Origin of the sequence: Nocardia aurantia, from assembly GCF_009604425.1 — a bacterium.
Classification (GTDB): Bacteria; Actinomycetota; Actinomycetes; order Mycobacteriales; family Mycobacteriaceae; genus Nocardia; species Nocardia aurantia.
This window is the reverse complement of sequence record NZ_WEGI01000012.1, coordinates 183,513-200,809: the sequence shown is the minus strand read 5'-3', so window position 1 is coordinate 200,809 and position 17,297 is coordinate 183,513. Positions and strand designations below refer to the sequence as shown.

The following is a 17,297-nucleotide window of genomic DNA, read 5'->3' as shown; positions in this document are numbered from 1 at the left end:
CCGGTGCGGCTACGACGTGGCGATCGCGACGAGTGCTGCGGTGAAGGGCTCGGGATCCAGATCGCCCCGTACGGCGAGTTGCTGACTGTAGGCGTGGCAGAGCGCGACGAAGGACTCGGAGATGCGGGCCGCGTGCGCCGGCGGATGGTCGGGCAGAAGTGCGCCGACCGCAGTGCGCATCTGTTCGAGCTGTGCCTCGACGAGAGCGGCCAGGCCCGGCGTGACGGCGGCCTCGGCGAAGATCTGCGCGACCAGCCGGGCATGCCCCTTCTCGCGTGCCAGTGTCCGGATGTGCTGCAGGAAGGCGTCGATGGCCTCGACGGTCAGTTCCGCCGGGAAGCCCTGGCTCGACTGAGCACAGATCGCCGCGACGATCTCGTCCTTGCTCGTGAAGTACCGGTAGATCGCGCCGTTGGACAGCCCGGAGGCCTTGACGAGGTCGGTCATGGATGTGCGCGCGAAGCCGTGGGTGGCGAAACGGGCGGAGGCCGCGTCGATGATCTGCTGTCGACGGGCGTCGCGGTGGGCCTGGCTTACCTTGGGCAAAAGAGAGTGACCAATCGTTTTTTATGCTAACGTCGCCGACATTGTCCCATACCGCAAGGAGATACACGTGCGTTACCAGGCCTTCGGACGGCAGAGCGGCCTGCGAGTCTCGGAGTACGTATTGGGTACAGCCAATTTCGGCACAACTCCCGCTTCGGCGGGGCTCGGCGGATCGAAGACGATATTCGAGTCGTTCGTCGCCGCCGGCGGGACCACCTTCGACGCCTCGAACATCTACCGGGATGGCGAGGCCGAAACCGTCCTGGGCGAACTGCTCGGACGTGAGCGCGACGACTACGTGGTGATCACCAAGTACACCGGGAGCAGGAGTTCGCACGTCCGTCCCGGCACTACCGGCAACAGCCGCAAGATCATGATCCGGTCCGTGGAGGAGAGCCTGCGACGACTGAAGACCGACTACGTCGACATCTTCATGCCGCACCTCCCCGACGGTGTCACTCCGATGCCGGAGATCCTGGCCGGCCTGGAAGACCTGATTCGGGCGGGAAAGATCCGATACGGCGGTCTGTCGAACTTCCCGGCCTGGCGGGTCGCGGGTGCGATGGCCGGCGTGGGGCAGACGGGGCGGATGCCGCTGATCGGAATCCAGACCGAGTACAGCCTGGCCGAACGCTCCGCCGAACGGGAACTCCTCCCCATGGCCCAGGCGCACGGGCTGGGCGTCGTGCTCTACTCCCCGCTGGCCGGTGGTCTGCTGACCGGCAAATATCGACGGGGTGAGACGGGACGTCTCAGCGGCCGGGCGAACGCCGACGATACCGGGAACAACGGTGCCGGGCAGCGTAGTTCGGTACTCGACGCAGTGCTGGCCGTAGCCGAGGAGATCGGTACCGGCCCGGTCCAGGTCGCGCTGGCCTGGCTGCGCGAACGCGCCGCGCGGGCCCGCACCTCGATGATCCCCATCGTGGGACCCCGTACCCCGGCCCAGCTCGACGGCTACCTCGACGCTCTGGACCTCGAGCTCGGCCAGAACCACTACCGAACGCTGGACGAGGCGAGCGCGATCCGGCTCGGGGCGCCTTACGACGACGTGGCCGCGGCGCTCGTTCACGGCGTCGACGGGGATCGGAGTCTCCTGGACGAATCCCTCCTGCCGGTGCTCTGAGACAGGCAGGCACCGGCTGCCGATCCGGGTCCACCCCGAGTCAGTGCGAGTTCGCGGTGATCGGAACGATGTCCCCCGATCCAGGGGACATAGTGACTAGTACGTCTACAATCGCAGTAGACCATGTGCGATGCCGGCGCAACCAGCCTGGCCGGACCGGAGGAGAAGATGGCCGCCGATGCCAACGAAGTCGTGACACGCAGCTCGTCGGGGTCGGCCACCCGAGCGCGCATCCTCGACGCGGCGAGCGAGTTGTTCTACAGCCGTGGCATCGGCGCGACCAGTGCCGACCGCATCATCGAGCGGGTCGGGATCACGAAGGTCACCTTCTACCGCCACTTCCGCACGAAGAGCGACCTCGTGGTCGCCTACCTCGAGCAGCAGGCATCCGCCGAATGCGAATGGATGCGGAGTGTCCATCGCGCGGGAGATCCCCTGGGTTCACTGCATGCGCTCGCCACCGGTATCGGCTCCGTGAGTTGCCGGCCCGGCTTCCGGGGTTGCGCGTTCATCAACGCCGCGGCGGAATTCGCCGATCCCGATGATCCTGTCCGAATGACCATCGACGCGCATCGCCGCTGGATGCTCGCGGAGTTCGCCGAGATCGCCGCGGAGGCGGGGGCCGGCGGAATCGATTCGGCCGCAAGGCAGTTGATGATCCTGCGCGACGGAGCGATGGTGAACGGATATCTCAACGAGCCGGCATCGGTCGCCGCCACTCTCGGTGCGGCGTTCACCTCGGTCATCACAGCGGCGATACCCGTGTGAACCCGGGCGATCCACAAGGGGCCCGAGCACCGTGACCCGGGAATCCTGTGTCATGCCGCGGCCTTTCGCAGGATGGTGGCGAGACGGCCGGCGGAGATCAGGAAGAAAATTCCGCCCAGCGCGGCGTAACCGGCGGCGCCCGTGATGTTCTCGGCTCCCCGCAGACCCTGGACCAGGAACCCGGCGCCGGCGAACACCGAAATGCCACCGGAGAGCATCTGCGCGACCTGACCGCCGGAGCGCCGGTTGCGGATGGCGGTGATGAGCTGAGGGATACCGGAACCGATGGCCCAAGCGCCCCAGACGGCGAGGGCAGCGGAAATTGCGATCGTCGACGCGACTCCGAGTGCGACCGCGACCGCGACGCTGACGACGGCATTGGTCCACGCGGAGTCCCGCGATCGCTGCGGTTCCTTCTCGGCGCGCAGCTGCCAGACCACCGCACCCGCGTCGAAGAGTGGGTAGATCACCAACAGGATCGTCAGGAGTGGGCCGCTCATCGCAGCCGTGGCGAAGACGAGTCCTGCCCAGGCGAAGGCAAAGGCGAAGCGAGTGAGGTACAGGCGACGCAGCGCCTTGGCGAATGTCGTATCGGCCATGGTGATGGTCGTGGTCATGGGGTGTCTCTTCCGGGGGCCAGGGTGTTCGGGGGGTGGGGTGGTCAGGCGACGGTGGTGGTCATCGTGACGGGAACGCTGCCGCGGGTGCCGACCGAGTACGGACACACCTCGCGCATCCCGGCAGTTGTATAGTAACTAGTACGTCTACATCAAGGTAGACGACTTCGTCTACCTGTGCAACAGAGTCGGCGTCGCCTACCGGAGAAGGGAGAAAGTGCCCCAAGCGGTGCTGTACGCCCGCGCAACCGGCAACCTCGTCGCCCATCCGGAACCGTTCGGCCAGAACGTCTTCGAGTGCCCGATCGAACTCGGACGGCCTCTTCGGCGGCACACCACCGACTGCCGGCGCCTCGAACAAGGTATGCGCGGAGATCGCGCGGGGTGGGACGCGCCCGGAACACCGTCCCCGCGGCCGGACACCAGTCAGCACCACCCGCAGTATCGCGAAACAGTGCCGGCCTTCACCTTCGAGTCCCCGGATCGAGCGGGCCCGGGCGGACGGCCGAACTAACCCAGTTCGTCGGCCAGTTCCAGCCAGCGTTCTTCGGTGGACTCCTTGTCGGCTCGGACCTGCTTCAGGTCGCCGCCGAGGGTGATCAACTTGTCCGGGTCGGAAGCTGCGTCGGCGAGGGCCGCATGCAGTTTCTGCTCACGTTCGGTCAGTTTCTCCAGGGCCCGTTCCAGTTTCGCGAGTTCCTTGCGGGCGGCTCGGTAGGTGGCGGAATCCGTGATGGTGGTGGTCGGTGCGGTGGTGGGGCGGCGCGCCGGTTCGGCGAGCGTGGCGCGCTTGCGCAGGTACTCCTCGATGCCGCCGGGGAGGTTGGTGAGGTTGCCGTCGCCGAAGAGGGCCCAGGTGGACTCGCAGATGCGCTCGATCAGGTAGCGGTCGTGGCTGATCACCACCATGGTGCCGGGCCAGCCGTCCAGCAGGTCCTCGAGTTGTTGCAGGGTGTCGATGTCGAGGTCGTTGGTGGGCTCGTCGAGCAGCAGCACGTTCGGTTCGGCCATCAGGATGCGGGTGAGCTGGAGTCGGCGGCGCTCACCGCCGGACAGGTCGCCCACCGGAGTGCGCTGTTTGGCCGGAGTGAAACCGAGTCGTTCGGCCAGTTGGCCTGCGCTGATCTCCTTGTCGCCGAGCATCATTCGCTCGGCCACGTCGGAGACCGCTTGTAGCACGCGCATATCGGTGGGCAGGTCGTCGAGTTCCTGTCGCAGCCAGCCGATCCGGACCGTCTGGCCCTGAATCCGCTTGCCCGCGGCGAGATTCGCGTCACCGGCCAGCGCGCGCAGCAGGGTGGTCTTGCCGGATCCGTTGACCCCGACCAGGCCGACCCGTTCGCCCGGCGCCAACCGCCAGGTGAGATCACGGACCAACTCCCGATGATCGGGGGTCTCCAGGGTGACGTCCTCCAGTTCGACCACCACCCGGCCCAGCCGCTTGCGGGCGAACGAGGCCAGCGAGACACTGTCGCGGGGCTCCGGTACGTCGGCGATCAGCGCCTCGGCGGCTTCTACCCGGTAGCGCGGTTTCGAGGTGCGGGCCTGCGGGCCGCGGCGCAGCCAGGCCAGTTCCTTGCGGGCCAGGTTGCGGCGGCGGGCCTCGGTGGCGTCGGCCTGCCGGGACCGCTCCGCCCTGGCGAAGATCCAGTCGTTGTAGCCGCCCTCGTAGCTCTCGACCGCACCGCCGACCACCTCCCAGGTTCGGGTGGCGACGGTGTCGAGGAACCAGCGATCGTGGGTGACCACGACCAGCGCGCTGCGGCGCGACAACAGGTGCGAGGCCAGCCACTGCACGCCCTCGACGTCGAGGTGGTTGGTGGGCTCGTCCAGCACCAGCAGGTCCAGGTCCCGCACCAGCGCGGCGGCCAGCGCCACCCGGCGGCGCTCGCCGCCGGAGAGGTTGGCGACCGGCGTGTCCATGCCCAGCCCGGCGATGCCGATGCCCTCGACCACGCCGCGGATGCGGGGATTCGCCGCCCACTCGTGCTCGGCGACGTCCGCCGCGAGCGCCTCGGCGTGCCGGTCCGCGGCCAGGCCCGCCAGCACCACCTCGCCGACCGTGGCGCCCTCCGGCAGCACACCGCGCTGGGTGACGACCGCCATCTGCAGATCGCCACGCCGGCTCACCCGGCCGGAATCGGGCGCTTCGATGCCGGTCAGTACCTCCAGCAACGTGGTCTTACCGCCTCCGTTGAGGCCGACGACACCGATCCGCTCGCCCTCCTGCACTCCGAGCGAGACGTCGTCCAGCAGCGGCGTGATACCGAAGCTCTTGTGGACCTGTTCCAGGTTGACCAGGTTCGCCATAACGCGCCGTCTGCCGCCTCTCTTGTGCTCGATACGCTCCGGGTTCGCGCGCCGATCGGCCTGTCGCGACCGGGCGCTCTCGCCGGGCGGGAACTACCAATATTCTCACGAAACCGATGGTGGTTCGGGCGCGCGGGGTGTCGCCGGGCGTGCGATCGGCAGGCGCCGGGTGGCGGCACACCGTTCGATGTGCGCCGGAGGCCGCATGACAGATCACAGCCGGAGGCCGACCACCGCGGTAGTGCGTGACCGGCTCCGCCTACGGCTTGTGCCGTTTCCGGTTGGTCCGGCGTGTGCCGTCCGACGTTCTGACTCGGTCGGGGCGACTCGGTCCAGGGCGACTCGGTCCGGGGCGTTACGAGCGGCAGCGCCAACCGTCGTGTCGCGGGTCGGCACGAACCGTGGCATCGCGTCTGTGTGCACGACCAGCGCTGTGGACCGGTTCCGGGGATTGACCCTCGCCGCCGGTGGCGTTGCCGATGACCCGGTTCCGGGGTCGGCCCTCGCCGCCGGTGGCATTGCCGATGACCCGGTTCCGGGGTCGGCCCTCGCCGCCGGTGGCATTGTCGATGACCCGGGCGACCGGTTCCGGGGGGTATCGGTCCTCAGCGCCGGTGGGCGTTGTCGATGACCCGAGCTCCGGGGACCGGGCCGTCGGCGGTGCGGACGCTGCGGCAGACGCCGGCGCCGGCGAGTTCGGCGGCGACCGATACGGCGCTTTCCTCGCTCTCGCAGAGGAACGCGCAGGTCGGGCCGGATCCCGAGACCAGACCGGCCAGCGCGCCGGCGGTGACACCCGCGCGGAGGGTGCGGCGTAGTTCGGGCTTCAGTGAGATGGCGGCCGATTGCAGATCGTTGCCGAGCAACGGGGCCAGTTGGGCGGGATCGCCGGAGGCCAGCGCCTGTAGCAGGGCTTGGGGCTCGCCCAACTCGGGCGGTTCGCCCTGCTCGCGTAATCGGTCCAGTTCGCGGAACACCGCCGGAGTGGACAGGCCGCCCTTGGCCAGCGCCAATACCCAGTGGAAAGTGTTGCGCGACAACACCGGGAGCAGTTGCTCGCCACGGCCGCGACCGAGCGCGGTGCCGCCGTACAACGCGAAGGGCACATCACTGCCCAGCCGCGCGGCCACCTCCGCCAACTCGTCGCGCGGCAGACCCAGATCCCACAGTTCGTTGAGGCCCACCAGCACGGCGGCGGCGTCGGCGCTGCCGCCCGCCATACCCCCGGCGACGGGGATGCCCTTGCGGATGGTGATCTCCACCAGCGGCGCCCGCCCGGCCAGATGCGCCATGCGAACGGCCGCCTGCCAGGCCAGATTCTCGCGATCCGTGGGTACCTCGGCGGCACCCTCCCCGGCCACCCGCACGGAGAGCACAGCGGCCGGTGCGACCGACACATCGTCGCTCAGCGACAATGCCTGGAAGACCGTGGTCAGGTCGTGATACCCGTCCGGGCGTAGCTCGCCCACGCCGAGGTGGAGATTCACCTTCGAAGGGGCTCGCACCACCACGGGACCGGGGACAACGGAAAGCACGAGCCATAAGGGTAGTTGGCGGGACCGACACCCGCCGCCACACCTGCCCCGCCCGGCCGAGCGGGCTGCGGGACCGCTTGCACGCAGGTACCCATGGGGGGTATCTTCGTGGCTGTACTCAGATACCCCCATACCGTATAGCGCGAGGAGTCCGTCATGGCCACCAGCACCTACACCGTCACCGGCATGACCTGTGGCCACTGCGTGGCGTCCGTCCGCAAGGAGATCGCGGGCATCCCCGGCGTCACCGCTGTCGACGTCGACCTCGAGAGCGGCCGCGTCCAGGTCGAATCCGCCGAAGCGATCGACACCGCGGCGGTTGTCGCCGCCGTCGACGAGGCCGGATACCGGCTCGCGGACGCGTGAGCAGTCCACGGTCGGCCACGACCGCACCGGGGCGGGCGTGACTCGGTATCGGCGGCTGCACAACGCCCCCACCTAGGCACCCCGCTGACGCACACCGAACACGGTGTGCGATGCCTGGGCACTGAGTCAGCCGGGCGGCAGAATCGTCGCGTCGGCCCGCTCCGCTCGACAGAACCCTTAACTCGGGTCGGACCGGCAGTACGGCTCATTTGTGACCGGCGGCCGCGGCACAGCGCGGGGCCGGGGTCCGGAACAGGCGCGGGACGGGGATCGAAGTGGGCGGCGCAGTGGAGCCGACGGCACAGCGAAGGAGGCAGGTATGAGTGATCGTTTGCGGCTCACCGTTTTCGGTGGCGGGCTCATGGTGATCTTCGCTGCGGCATTCGGCCTCGGCGCTCTGGTCGGCGACCCCGGTTCCCCCTCCCCCGCACTCGATACGCATTCCGTCGCCCCGGCAACGCCGGGGTCCACCGCCCCGGTGAGCCCGGGGCACGACCACGAAGGACATCGGCCGTGAGCGAGCGAGAGCCCGCCGCGCAGGTGATCGAACTCGACATCGGCGGCATGACCTGCGCCTCCTGCGCGGCGCGCATCGAGAAGAAGCTGAACCGGATCGAGGGCGTCACCGCGACGGTGAACTACGCCACCGAGAAGGCGGCCGTCGACCATCCGCCGGCTGTCACACCGCAGCAGTTGATCGACACCGTCGTAGCGACCGGTTACACCGCGGCCGTGCACACGCCGGCCGCCACTTCGCAGACGGTGGAGAACGCGCCGGAGTCGGCGGCCGATCGGCTGCGGCAGCGGCTGCTCGTCTGCCTGGCGCTGGCCGCGCCGGTGGTCCTCATGGCGATGGTCCCGGCATTGCAGTTCCGCAACTGGCAGTGGCTGTCGCTGACGCTCGCGGCGCCGGTGGTGGTCTGGGGTGGCGCCGGGTTCCATCGCGCGGCCTGGGTCAATCTGCGCCACGCGACGGCGACCATGGACACCCTGATCTCTCTGGGCACATTCTCGGCTTTCGCCTGGTCGCTCTACGCGCTGTTCCTCGGCGACGCGGGGATGCCGGGGATGCGGCACGGCTTCAGTTTCGCGGTCGATCGCGGCGCGGCCGCCTCCGACATCTACCTGGAGGTCGCGGCCGGGGTGATCGTATTCGTCCTCGCCGGAAGGTATTTCGAGGCGCGGGCCAAGGAACGTGCCGGATCCGCCCTGCGCGCCCTGCTGGAATTGGGCGCCAAGGACGTCGCGGTGCTGCGCGACGACCGCGAGGAACGAATTCCGGTGGAGCGCTTGCGGGTCGGCGACCGGTTCGTGGTCCGGCCCGGCGAGCGGGTGGCCACCGACGGCGTCGTCGACAGCGGTGCCTCGGCGGTCGACATGAGCCTGCTCACCGGCGAATCGGTACCGGTCGAGGTGGGTCCCGGCGATCCGGTCGTCGGCGCCACCGTGAACATCGGCGGCCTGCTGACCGTGCGCGCCACCCGGGTCGGCGCCGACACCCAGCTGGCGCGGATGGCGAAACTCGTCGAGCAGGCCCAGCACGGCAAGGCCCCGGTGCAGCGGCTGGCCGATCGCGTGGCCGGGGTGTTCGTGCCGATCGTGATCGCCCTGGCCGTGGCGACGCTGGGCTTCTGGCTGGGCACCGGCGTGGCCCCGACCACCGCGTTCGGCGCGGCGGTCGCGGTGCTGATCATCGCCTGTCCGTGTGCCCTCGGCCTGGCCACTCCGACCGCGCTGCTGGTCGGCACCGGCCGCGGCGCGCAACTGGGTGTCCTGATCAAGGGCCCGCAGGTACTGGAATCGACCCGGCGCGTCGACACGGTGGTGCTGGACAAGACCGGCACCGTCACCACCGGCACGATGTCCCTGGCCGAGGTGCTCCCGGTCGGTGATGTCACCGCCGACGATCTGCTGACGACCGCCGCGGCCGTCGAGCACGGCTCCGAACATCCGGTCGCGCGCGCGATCGTCACCGCGGCCACCGATCGCGGCCTGCCCCGGGAACCGGTGCGGCACTTCGTCAATCACGGCGGCAAAGGCGTGCAGGGCACGGTCGGCGGCCGCGAAGTGACCATCGGCCGCCCTGAACTACTGGACGAGCATTCGATCGCCCAGCCGCAGGCGGTGACCGCCGCCCGGACCGCCGCCGAATCCACCGGCCGGACCGCCGTTCTGGTCGCCTGGGACGGAACAGCCCGCGGCGTCCTGGTCCTCGCCGACGCGGTGAAACCGACCAGCGCCGAGGCGATCACCGAACTGCGCGCCCTCGGCCTCACCCCGATCCTCCTGACCGGCGACAACATCGCCACCGCGCGCACGGTCGCCGACCAGGTCGGCATCGAAAACGTGATCGCCGAGGTGCTGCCCGCCGGCAAGCTGGACGTGGTCAAGCAATTGCAGGACGAGGGCAAGGTGGTCGCCATGGTCGGCGACGGCGTCAACGACGCGGCCGCTCTGGCCCAGGCCGACCTGGGCCTGGCGATGGGCACGGGCACCGACGTCGCGATCGAGGCGGGCGACATCACCCTGGTCCGCGGCGACCTGCGCACCGTCGCCACCGCCATTCGCCTGTCCCGGCGCACCCTTGGCACGATCCGCTCGAACCTGTTCTGGGCCTTCGGCTACAACGTCGCCGCCATACCCCTGGCCGCCGCCGGCCTGCTGAACCCGATGCTCGCCGGCGCCGCCATGGCCTTGTCCAGCATCTTCGTCGTCACCAACAGCCTCCGCCTCCGCACCTTCCGCTGATCCCGACCGGGAGTCCCCCGCCGGCACATTCCCTCCCGGCAAGGACTGCCGTGCCACACCGACTCCCGAACACTCCGACCTTGACCCCACAGCGAGTCGGCTGATGGGAGCACCAGCGTCATGGACCGCGGGCACGCGGCTGGTCCGGTGACACATCCACCGCCTCTGATCGACCGGCTCGCCGTGTGCTCCGGACGCAACCCTCCGGGCCAGTCAGCTGAGGATGGCGAATGCATCACCGGACCGACTACCGCACACGGCCCAGATGCGAGTCGGCTGACGGAGGCCGGGGCTTCGCAAGCACCGGTAACGCGCAGATGGCAGGCGCAGGCAGCACATCGCACACAACAACACGCAGCATCTCGCACGCGGCACATCGCAACCGGGCAACCGGCGAGGTCGAGTCAGTCGGCGGAGCAGGGGAACCGTCGGGCCGGCCATGTGGACCCCGCACACGGCGAGAGCAGTGAGCTGAAAGGCAGAGGTGTGACCGGGGCCGACCATCCTCGTGTTCCCGGCCTGCGGTGGTACCGGCGTGAAACTCAGTGAGTGTCGGCGAGGCGGACGAAGGCGGCGGTGTCGAGGGTTTCGCCGCGGGCGGTGGGATCGATTCCGGCGGCGACGAGGCGCTGTTCGGCGGCGGCCGGGGAACCGGCCCAGCCGGCCAGGGCCGCGCGTAATGTCTTGCGGCGCTGGGCGAATGCCGCGTCGACCACGGCGAAGACCCGCTCCCGGTGCGCCGGTTCGAGGGACCAGGGTGCAGAGGGGTAGCGGTCGATGCGGACCAGACCGGATTCGACCTGCGGGACCGGCCAGAACACCTGGCGGCCGACGGCTCCCGCGCGCCGCACGGTGCCGAAGAACCCGGCCTTCACGCTCGGCACGCCGTAGATCCGGGATCCCGGCGCCGCCGACAGCCGGTCGGCGACCTCGGCCTGGACCATCACCAGTGCCGTTGTGAGGCAAGGCAATTCGGCCAGCAGGTGCAGCAGCACCGGCACCGCGACGTTGTAGGGCAGGTTGGCCACCAGCGCGGTCGGGGCGGCGGGCAGGTCCGCGGCGCGGACCCGCAGCGCGTCGGCCTCCACCACGGTCAGCCGCTCGGCGAGCCCGGGGGCGCGCTCGGCGATCGTCCCGGGCAGGTGGCCGGCCAGTATCGGGTCGATCTCGACGGCGATCACGCGGTCCACGACGTCCAGCAGGGCCAGCGTCAGCGAGCCGAGACCGGGGCCCACCTCGAGCACGCTGTCGTCGCGGCCGACGCCCGCGCTCGTCACGATCCGCCGCACGGTGTTGGCGTCGTGCACGAAGTTCTGGCCGAGTTGTTTGGTCGGCCGCACCCCGAACCGTTCGGACAGCACGCGGACCTCGGCCGGGCCGAGCAGTTCGGCCTGGCCGCGAGCGGCGGCGACGGATTCGGGCATGCCCGTCAAGGTATCAAGCACCCGTTCCGGCGGTTCGGGGGAATACCGCTACGAGCTACGGACGGCGGCGAGGAATTCGTCCAGTGCCGCCCGCATCTGCGGATTCCACTCGGTGTGCCCGCCGGTGCCGGGCACCACCCGGAAGGACACCCCGCCGGCGGTGAGCTCGGCGCACAACAGCGCGTGCAGCGGTGACGGCACGACCACATCGCCCGAATTCAGCAACAGCAGCACCGGCGCCGAGTATCCGCTGGTCGGCACGGCCATGTACGAGGCGACGGCAGCCCGGATCCGATCGTCGTCGAGGGGCCGCGCGAACAGGTCTCCGAGCGCCATCCCCGTGGCCCGGGCGCCGACGGCGGGCAGGCACAGCCCGCCCACCGCGTCGACTAGGTCCCGTCCGCGCGGGGTCAGATAGCTGTCGAGGCCGAGTTCCGGATGACTACTCCGCAACCCCGCCAGCATCATCGCGATCAATCCGGTGGTGTTGCCGGACAGCAGGGGCACATCCGGCAGACCCGGCCGGGCGGCGGTCACCAGTTTCTCCACGTCCGATTCCGGGTCGAACGCGACCACGCCACGAAAATCGAGGTCGGGAGCGGTGGTCTGTTGCAGATGGGCGGTGCCCAGCGCCGCCTGCCCGCCCTGTGATCCGCCGAACACCATCCAGGTGCGCGACAGTTCCGGATGGCTCTCCCGGGCGGCCCGGACCAGATCGATGGTCGCGGACGCCTCGGTCCGCAGCTCCAGGTACGGATGCGGTCCGGTGTCGAACCGCCCGAGCCCGAGATAATCCGGCGCCACGACGGCGAACCCCTGCGACAGCAGGTGCCGGAGGAATTCGTCCTGGCGGGTCGCTCCGGGGCCGGGGGTGGTGATGCCGCCGCAGTTCGCGGCCATGCCGGAGGTCCCATGGTCGTACGCCGCGATCGGCCAGCCACCGGCCGGCGCCGGGCCGGGCGGCAGGAACAGCGCCCCACTCGCTTCCACCGCCGACCCGTCCCAGGTGGTGGTCCGGTACTCGATGACGGAACCGCCGGAGGTCCCGTGCCAGCCGTCGGGCTGCGGGAGCACCGCGGTCGCCGTCCCGGCCGCTGGCGCGGCGGTCGCGGGGCCGCTCGATCCCGCCAGCGCCACTCCCGCCGTCATCGCCGTCGCGACCGCCAGCACTCGCCACCCGCCGGGCACCTGCATCGAACACCCCTAGTCCACCGCCGATACGATTTTGCGGCGGAGCGTACCCGGCATTCGTGAGAGATCGGTGAAATCGACCGGCATTCATGTGAATCGGGCGGCAGACTCCGCGGCCACCGGCTCCGTACGGTCCGGGCCGTCGAACCCCTTCGCGCACAGGGTGTCGGGCCCGACAATCTCGGCCGCCGAACTCCCTCGCGCACAAGGACGTCGGGCCGACAATCTCGGCCGCCGAGCCCTCTCGCGCACAGGGGCATCGGACTCGACGGTCTCCGCCGCCGAACCCCTTCGCGCACAGCGAAATCGGAGCCGAGTGCACGGGACGTGCGACAGTGGCCTACGGGCGCGGCGGCGTGGCCGTGATCCCCGCCAGGAAATCGTCCATCGCCGCCCACATCTGGTCGTTCAACTGGGTGTGCCGGTTGGCGCCGATGACGATCCGGGGACTCACGCCGCCGAGGACCATCTCCGCGGCCAGCACCGCGTGCAGCGGCGCCGGCACGATGGTGTCGGTCGCGTTGAGCAGCAACAGAACCGGCTCGTCGTAGCCGGAGGTCGGCACCTCCATGTAGTCGGCCAGCGCGTCGCGGAAGTCCTCGTCGCCGAGCGGGCGCGCCAGCAGCGAGCCGATCTTCATGCCCTCGGTGTGCGTAGCGATGTCGGACAGGCACAGCTTCTCGATCCCGTCGAGCAGCGTGCGGCCCTCGGGGGTCAGGTAGCTGTTCACGTTCAGATCGGGCCGGGCGGTGCGCAGCCCGGCGAGGATCATCGCGACGAATCCCGTTGTGGGACCGCTGAGCAGCGGGATATCCGGGGTGTCCGGGCCGCCGATCGCGATGATCAGCTTCTCCACGTCGGATTCCGGATCGTCGGCGACGACGCCGCGGAAATCGAGGTCGGGTGCGGTGGTCTGTTGCAGGTGGGCGGTGCCCAGCGCGGCCTGCCCACCCTGCGAGGCGCCGAACGCCGCCCAGGTGCGCGACAGTTGCGCATTCGCCGTGCGCGCGGCGCGGACCAGGTCGATCGTGGCCGCCGCCTCGGACCGGATCTCCAGATAGGGGTGCGGACCGGTGTCGAACCGGCCGAGGCCGACGTAGTCGGGCGCGACCACCGCGAAGCCCCGGGACAGGAAGTACTGCAGGAATTCGTCCTCCCGCTCCGACCCGTTGGCGGTGTCGGTGATGCCGCCGCAACGGGCGCCCATCCCGGTGGTGCCGTGGTCGTAGGCGACGATCGGCCAGCCCTGCGGCGGCGCCTTCCCCGGCGGGATGAACAGCGCCCCGCTGACATGCCGTGGACCGCCGTCCGAGCCCGAGGTCCAGTAGTCGATGATCGAGCCGTCGGCGATGCCGTGCCATCCGGGCGGCTGCGCGAACACCGCCGAGGTGGTACCCGGCAACGGAGCAGCTACGGCGGGGACGCTCGCGGCCGGGACAACCGTCACGGCCGTCCCACATCCGGCGATCACCGCCCAGGCCCCGATCTTGCGCTTCCACCTGCCCGGCATCGAACACCTCGTTTCGGTCGGCGGCAAAACCCCGGCGAAGGATAGCGGGCATCGGGGAGAAAGCGCGGAAAGTTCCCGATTCCGGACGCTCGACCGGGATGTCGTTGACGCCAATTGAAACTGGTTCTAGTTTCTGAGGGTTGGTGTCGCAGCGACGGAAGAGGCAGAGCGATGGAGAGCAGACACGACGGACGACGGGTGCTGGTCACGGGGGCGGGTTCGGGCATCGGCCGGGGCATCGTCCTCCGGATGCTCGCGGAGGGCGCCCGGGTCGTCGGCGGGGACATCGATGAGCAGGGCCTGAAGGGGACCGTCGAGGCCGCGGCGGACCACGCCGACCGGCTGCTGACCGTCGCCGTCGACATCTCCGATCAGGACTCCGCACAGGCCGCCTGCGGGACCGCCACCGACCATCTGGGCGGACTGGACGTGCTGGTCAACGCCGCGGGCATCATGCGCGCCGCGCGCACCCACGAAATGTCGCTGGACCTGTGGAACCAGGTCATCAACGTGAACCTGACCGGAACCTTCCTGATGTGCCGGGCCGCCCTGCCGCAGCTGTTGCAGTCCGATCACCCGGTGATCGTGAACTTCTCCTCCACCGCGGCGTTCGGCTCGAACCCGTACATGGCCGCCTACTCCGCCTCCAAGGGCGGGGTCAACGCGCTCACCCACTCGCTGGCCCTCGAGTACGTGAAGCAGGGCCTGCGCGCGGTGAACATCGTGCCGGGCGGCATCACCACCGGCATCACCGACAATCTGGCGCTGCCCGCCGACGCCGATTGGGGCCTGATGGCCAGGCTGACCGGCTGGATCAACGGCGGCGCGCTCGGCAATCCGGCCGATGTGGCGGGCGTGGTCGCGATGGTGACCTCGAAGGACGGCCGCTACATCACCGGCAGCGAGATCCGCGTGGACGGTGGCGCGCTGATGTAACGCATCATCCGATGCGGTCACATGTGCATCACCCGATGCCGAGGCGGCTCGTGCACGCCGGCCAGGCTCCCCAGCCCTGCCGGCCGCGGGTCACCTCGGCGATGGCGATCTGCTCCTCCCGGGTCGCCAGGTCGGCGCGCGGCGCGTAACGCAGTCCGCCCTGTCGCTCCCAGGTGCTCTGGTCGAACTGCACCCCGCCGAAATACCCGTTACCGGTGTTGATTCCCCAGTTGCCGCCGGATTCACAGCTGGCCAGCGCGTCCCACGTTCCCCCGTCGCGCACGGTCGGCACCTCGGTGCCGGGTTTGGCGCCGTGCCGGACCGTCTTGGGCTGGGCCGGCACGATCACCTTGTTGCCGACCGGATCCTTGCTCACCTCGTCGCCGTTCACGATCGAGACCGCGTAGGTGACGTCCTGAACCCCGGGAACCCCCGGATTCTCGACGACGGTCCGGCTCATGTTGAGGTCCGGATCGTCGATCTCGTTCTCCGGCGGGTCCAGCGGCTCCCGCTCCACCCGGTCCTCGATCCGCTTGCGGGTGACGGTGATCTTCATCCCCTCGGTCAGCGGCGTCCCCGGCCCCGGCACCACCGAGTCCTGATTGATCAGCGGCACGCCCTGCACGGTGAGCAGCTCACCGACGGTCGGCGCGGCCAGCCGCACATACTCGAACGTCCCGCCGTTGTCGGCCAGCTGCACCGTGCGCGGACTGGTCACGGCCAGTGCCGCACCCTGCAGCGGCAGCGGCGTCGGCCGCGACGGCGAGGTGAACACGTCGGCCGGAATCTTCAACTGCACCAGCGCATCCGCGACGGTGAAGGCGGTGGTCCACACCGTCTGCCGGTGGCCGTCGACGGTGAGCGCGACCTGCCGGGCCCGGTTGAACGTGATGGTCTCGCCGTCGGTGATCGAGGCGTTCCCGCCGGGATCGACGGCATCCCGCGAACCGAGGGCCAGCCCGGCGGACTTCAACGCGCCGCGTACGTCGCCGGACATGGTGATCTGGGTGATCCTCTCCCCGTCGACGACGAGCGTCACCGTCTTCTTGCTGACGATCGCCATCGACGCACCGGCGATGAGGGTGAGCAGCAATGCCGCAATCGCCGCGTACAACAACGGCGAACGAGAGGAGTTGATCCGCCGTAACGGCGACTTCATCAGGTACAACGACATGATAACAATACGGTCACGAAGGGGTCGGGGGCCGCCAACCACACTCCGTGGAACAGCCGGTTTCCGGATAACGAATTGATAGAGTCACCGCGCGTCGGTAACAATCAGCCGTCATCGTAATGAACCGCGCCCCGATCCGCATGTCGGATCGGGGCGTTCGTCCGTTCGGCGAAGTCGGACTAGATCCCGTACACCCGTTCGGCATTCGCGGTGAGGGTCTCCGCGAGTTCGCCGGGATCGCGATCGCGCAGCGCGGCGAGCGCGCGCACGGTGTAGGGCAGGCAGTAGGGCTCGTTGGGGGCGCCCCGGAACGGGTGCGGGGTCAGGAACGGCGCGTCGGTCTCCACCAGGAGCAATTCGTCCGGGACCAGCTTCGCCGCCTCGTGCAGCTCGTGCGCGTTCTTGAAGCTCACCGTGCCGGAGAAACTCAGCACGTACCCCTGCTCCACGCAGGCCAGCGCCATCGTCGCGTCCGAGGAGAAGCAGTGGAAGATCACCGTCTCCGGCGCGCCCTCGTCCAGCAGCACGGTCAGCAGGTCGAAATCGGCGTCGCGGTTGTGGATCATCAGCGGCTTGCCGACCCGCTTCGCCAGGTCGATGTGCCAGCGGAAACCGTCGACCTGATCCTCGACGTCGGCGCAGCCCTCCAGCTTGCCGGGCCAGTAGTAGTCCAGCCCGGTCTCCCCCACCGCCACCACCCGCGGATCGCTGGCCAGCCGCTCCAGCTCCCGCTTCGCCGCGTCGTCCAGCGCGTTCGCCCTCGTCGGATGCAGTGCGACGGCCGCGTACACCCGGGGATCCCAGTGCGCGGCCCGCACCGCGAACCCGGCGGCGGCCAGATCGTCCGCGATGGTCACCACCCGGCCGACCCCGACCGCGGCGGCCCGATCCAGCACCGCGGCAACCGATTCCGCGTCGGTGGCGCCGCAGGCGTCCAAGTGGGTGTGCGCGTCCACGAGCGGGGACAGCGGTTCCGGCGCCTCGGGCGCGGGTCGTTTACCGGCCATGATGTCGGAGGATATTCACGCGAGCGGTACGAGGCACGC

15 protein-coding genes are annotated in these 17,297 nt (G+C 69.6%); 6 read left to right on the top strand and 9 right to left on the bottom strand.

What is annotated here, in order from left to right:
• Positions 1–9 precede the first annotated feature (9 nt).
• A complete protein-coding gene (locus NRB56_RS27175) occupies positions 10–546 on the bottom strand; it encodes a TetR/AcrR family transcriptional regulator (RefSeq protein WP_153347060.1) in 537 nt (178 codons plus the stop codon).
• Positions 547–613: 67 nt separating this feature from the next.
• On the opposite strand from NRB56_RS27175, the gene NRB56_RS27170 reads away from it, so the two are divergent.
• Positions 614–1,672, top strand: coding sequence for an aldo/keto reductase (locus NRB56_RS27170; protein WP_319943592.1), 1,059 nt, complete (start codon positions 614–616; stop codon positions 1,670–1,672).
• A 123-nt stretch (positions 1,673–1,795) separates the two neighbouring features.
• On the top strand, positions 1,796–2,440 hold the full coding sequence (locus NRB56_RS27165) for a TetR/AcrR family transcriptional regulator (RefSeq protein WP_227838389.1): 645 nt from the start codon (positions 1,796–1,798) through the stop codon (positions 2,438–2,440).
• A gap of 50 nt (positions 2,441–2,490) precedes the next feature.
• Here the strand turns inward: NRB56_RS27165 and NRB56_RS27160 are convergent, their stop codons facing one another.
• The 3 genes from NRB56_RS27160 to NRB56_RS27150 form a co-directional block, all read right to left on the bottom strand.
• Positions 2,491–3,057 carry a hypothetical protein gene (locus tag NRB56_RS27160; protein WP_153347058.1) on the bottom strand — a complete coding sequence of 189 codons (567 nt, stop codon included), beginning with the start codon at positions 3,055–3,057 and terminating at the stop codon, positions 2,491–2,493.
• Between the two features lie 510 nt (positions 3,058–3,567).
• Positions 3,568–5,367, bottom strand: coding sequence for an ABC-F family ATP-binding cassette domain-containing protein (locus tag NRB56_RS27155; protein WP_153347056.1), 1,800 nt, complete (start codon positions 5,365–5,367; stop codon positions 3,568–3,570).
• A gap of 605 nt (positions 5,368–5,972) precedes the next feature.
• Positions 5,973–6,902, bottom strand: a complete 930-nt coding sequence (locus NRB56_RS27150) for a 4-(cytidine 5'-diphospho)-2-C-methyl-D-erythritol kinase (protein WP_319943591.1) — start codon at positions 6,900–6,902, stop codon at positions 5,973–5,975.
• 156 nt (positions 6,903–7,058) lie between these two features.
• Between NRB56_RS27150 and NRB56_RS27145 the strand changes: the two genes are divergently transcribed.
• The 3 genes from NRB56_RS27145 to NRB56_RS27135 all read left to right on the top strand — a co-directional run bounded on the left by NRB56_RS27145 (position 7,059) and on the right by NRB56_RS27135 (position 10,016).
• Positions 7,059–7,268 carry a heavy-metal-associated domain-containing protein gene (locus tag NRB56_RS27145; protein ID WP_153347054.1) on the top strand — a complete coding sequence of 70 codons (210 nt, stop codon included), beginning with the start codon at positions 7,059–7,061 and terminating at the stop codon, positions 7,266–7,268.
• A 319-nt stretch (positions 7,269–7,587) separates the two neighbouring features.
• Positions 7,588–7,785, top strand: a complete 198-nt coding sequence (locus tag NRB56_RS27140) for a hypothetical protein (protein ID WP_153347052.1) — start codon at positions 7,588–7,590, stop codon at positions 7,783–7,785.
• On the top strand, positions 7,782–10,016 hold the full coding sequence (locus NRB56_RS27135) for a heavy metal translocating P-type ATPase (protein ID WP_319943590.1): 2,235 nt from the start codon (positions 7,782–7,784) through the stop codon (positions 10,014–10,016). The genes NRB56_RS27140 and NRB56_RS27135 overlap by 4 nt, the downstream gene beginning before the upstream one ends.
• A 542-nt stretch (positions 10,017–10,558) precedes the next feature.
• Here the strand turns inward: NRB56_RS27135 and rsmA are convergent.
• The 3 genes from rsmA to NRB56_RS27120 all read right to left on the bottom strand — a co-directional run bounded on the left by rsmA (position 10,559) and on the right by NRB56_RS27120 (position 14,141).
• On the bottom strand, positions 10,559–11,440 hold the full coding sequence (gene rsmA, locus NRB56_RS27130; protein WP_153347050.1) for a 16S rRNA (adenine(1518)-N(6)/adenine(1519)-N(6))-dimethyltransferase RsmA: 882 nt from the start codon (positions 11,438–11,440) through the stop codon (positions 10,559–10,561).
• Positions 11,441–11,488: 48 nt separating this feature from the next.
• Complete coding sequence (locus NRB56_RS27125) at positions 11,489–12,634, bottom strand: lipase family protein (RefSeq protein WP_153347047.1); 1,146 nt, start codon at positions 12,632–12,634, stop codon at positions 11,489–11,491.
• A gap of 337 nt (positions 12,635–12,971) precedes the next feature.
• Positions 12,972–14,141, bottom strand: coding sequence for a lipase family protein (locus NRB56_RS27120; RefSeq protein WP_153347045.1), 1,170 nt, complete (start codon positions 14,139–14,141; stop codon positions 12,972–12,974).
• A 171-nt stretch (positions 14,142–14,312) separates the two neighbouring features.
• Here NRB56_RS27120 and NRB56_RS27115 point away from each other — a divergent pair, with 171 nt between their 5' ends.
• Complete coding sequence (locus NRB56_RS27115; RefSeq protein ID WP_153347043.1) at positions 14,313–15,077, top strand: SDR family NAD(P)-dependent oxidoreductase; 765 nt, start codon at positions 14,313–14,315, stop codon at positions 15,075–15,077.
• Positions 15,078–15,105: 28 nt separating this feature from the next.
• Here NRB56_RS27115 and NRB56_RS27110 read toward each other — a convergent pair whose 3' ends face one another.
• Positions 15,106–16,251: a resuscitation-promoting factor gene (locus NRB56_RS27110; RefSeq protein ID WP_153347041.1), complete on the bottom strand. Its 1,146-nt coding sequence runs from the start codon at positions 16,249–16,251 to the stop codon at positions 15,106–15,108.
• A 179-nt stretch (positions 16,252–16,430) separates the two neighbouring features.
• Positions 16,431–17,258, bottom strand: coding sequence for a TatD family hydrolase (locus NRB56_RS27105; RefSeq protein ID WP_153347039.1), 828 nt, complete (start codon positions 17,256–17,258; stop codon positions 16,431–16,433).
• Positions 17,259–17,297: the final 39 nt, after the last annotated feature.

Excerpts from the sequence above, each read along its gene's own strand:
- rsmA (WP_153347050.1), bottom strand. The coding sequence starts at position 11,440 with ATGCCCGAATCCGTCGCCGCCGCTCGCGGCCAGGCCGAACTGCTCGGC.
- NRB56_RS27120 (WP_153347045.1), bottom strand. The coding sequence starts at position 14,141 with ATGCCGGGCAGGTGGAAGCGCAAGATCGGGGCCTGGGCGGTGATCGCC.
- NRB56_RS27165 (WP_227838389.1), top strand. The coding sequence starts at position 1,796 with ATGTGCGATGCCGGCGCAACCAGCCTGGCCGGACCGGAGGAGAAGATG.
- NRB56_RS27125 (WP_153347047.1), bottom strand. The coding sequence starts at position 12,634 with ATGCAGGTGCCCGGCGGGTGGCGAGTGCTGGCGGTCGCGACGGCGATG.
- NRB56_RS27115 (WP_153347043.1), top strand. The coding sequence starts at position 14,313 with ATGGAGAGCAGACACGACGGACGACGGGTGCTGGTCACGGGGGCGGGT.
- NRB56_RS27145 (WP_153347054.1), top strand. The coding sequence starts at position 7,059 with ATGGCCACCAGCACCTACACCGTCACCGGCATGACCTGTGGCCACTGC.
- NRB56_RS27155 (WP_153347056.1), bottom strand. The coding sequence starts at position 5,367 with ATGGCGAACCTGGTCAACCTGGAACAGGTCCACAAGAGCTTCGGTATC.
- NRB56_RS27140 (WP_153347052.1), top strand. The coding sequence starts at position 7,588 with ATGAGTGATCGTTTGCGGCTCACCGTTTTCGGTGGCGGGCTCATGGTG.
- NRB56_RS27110 (WP_153347041.1), bottom strand. The coding sequence starts at position 16,251 with ATGTCGTTGTACCTGATGAAGTCGCCGTTACGGCGGATCAACTCCTCT.
- NRB56_RS27160 (WP_153347058.1), bottom strand. The coding sequence starts at position 3,057 with ATGACCACGACCATCACCATGGCCGATACGACATTCGCCAAGGCGCTG.
- NRB56_RS27105 (WP_153347039.1), bottom strand. The coding sequence starts at position 17,258 with ATGGCCGGTAAACGACCCGCGCCCGAGGCGCCGGAACCGCTGTCCCCG.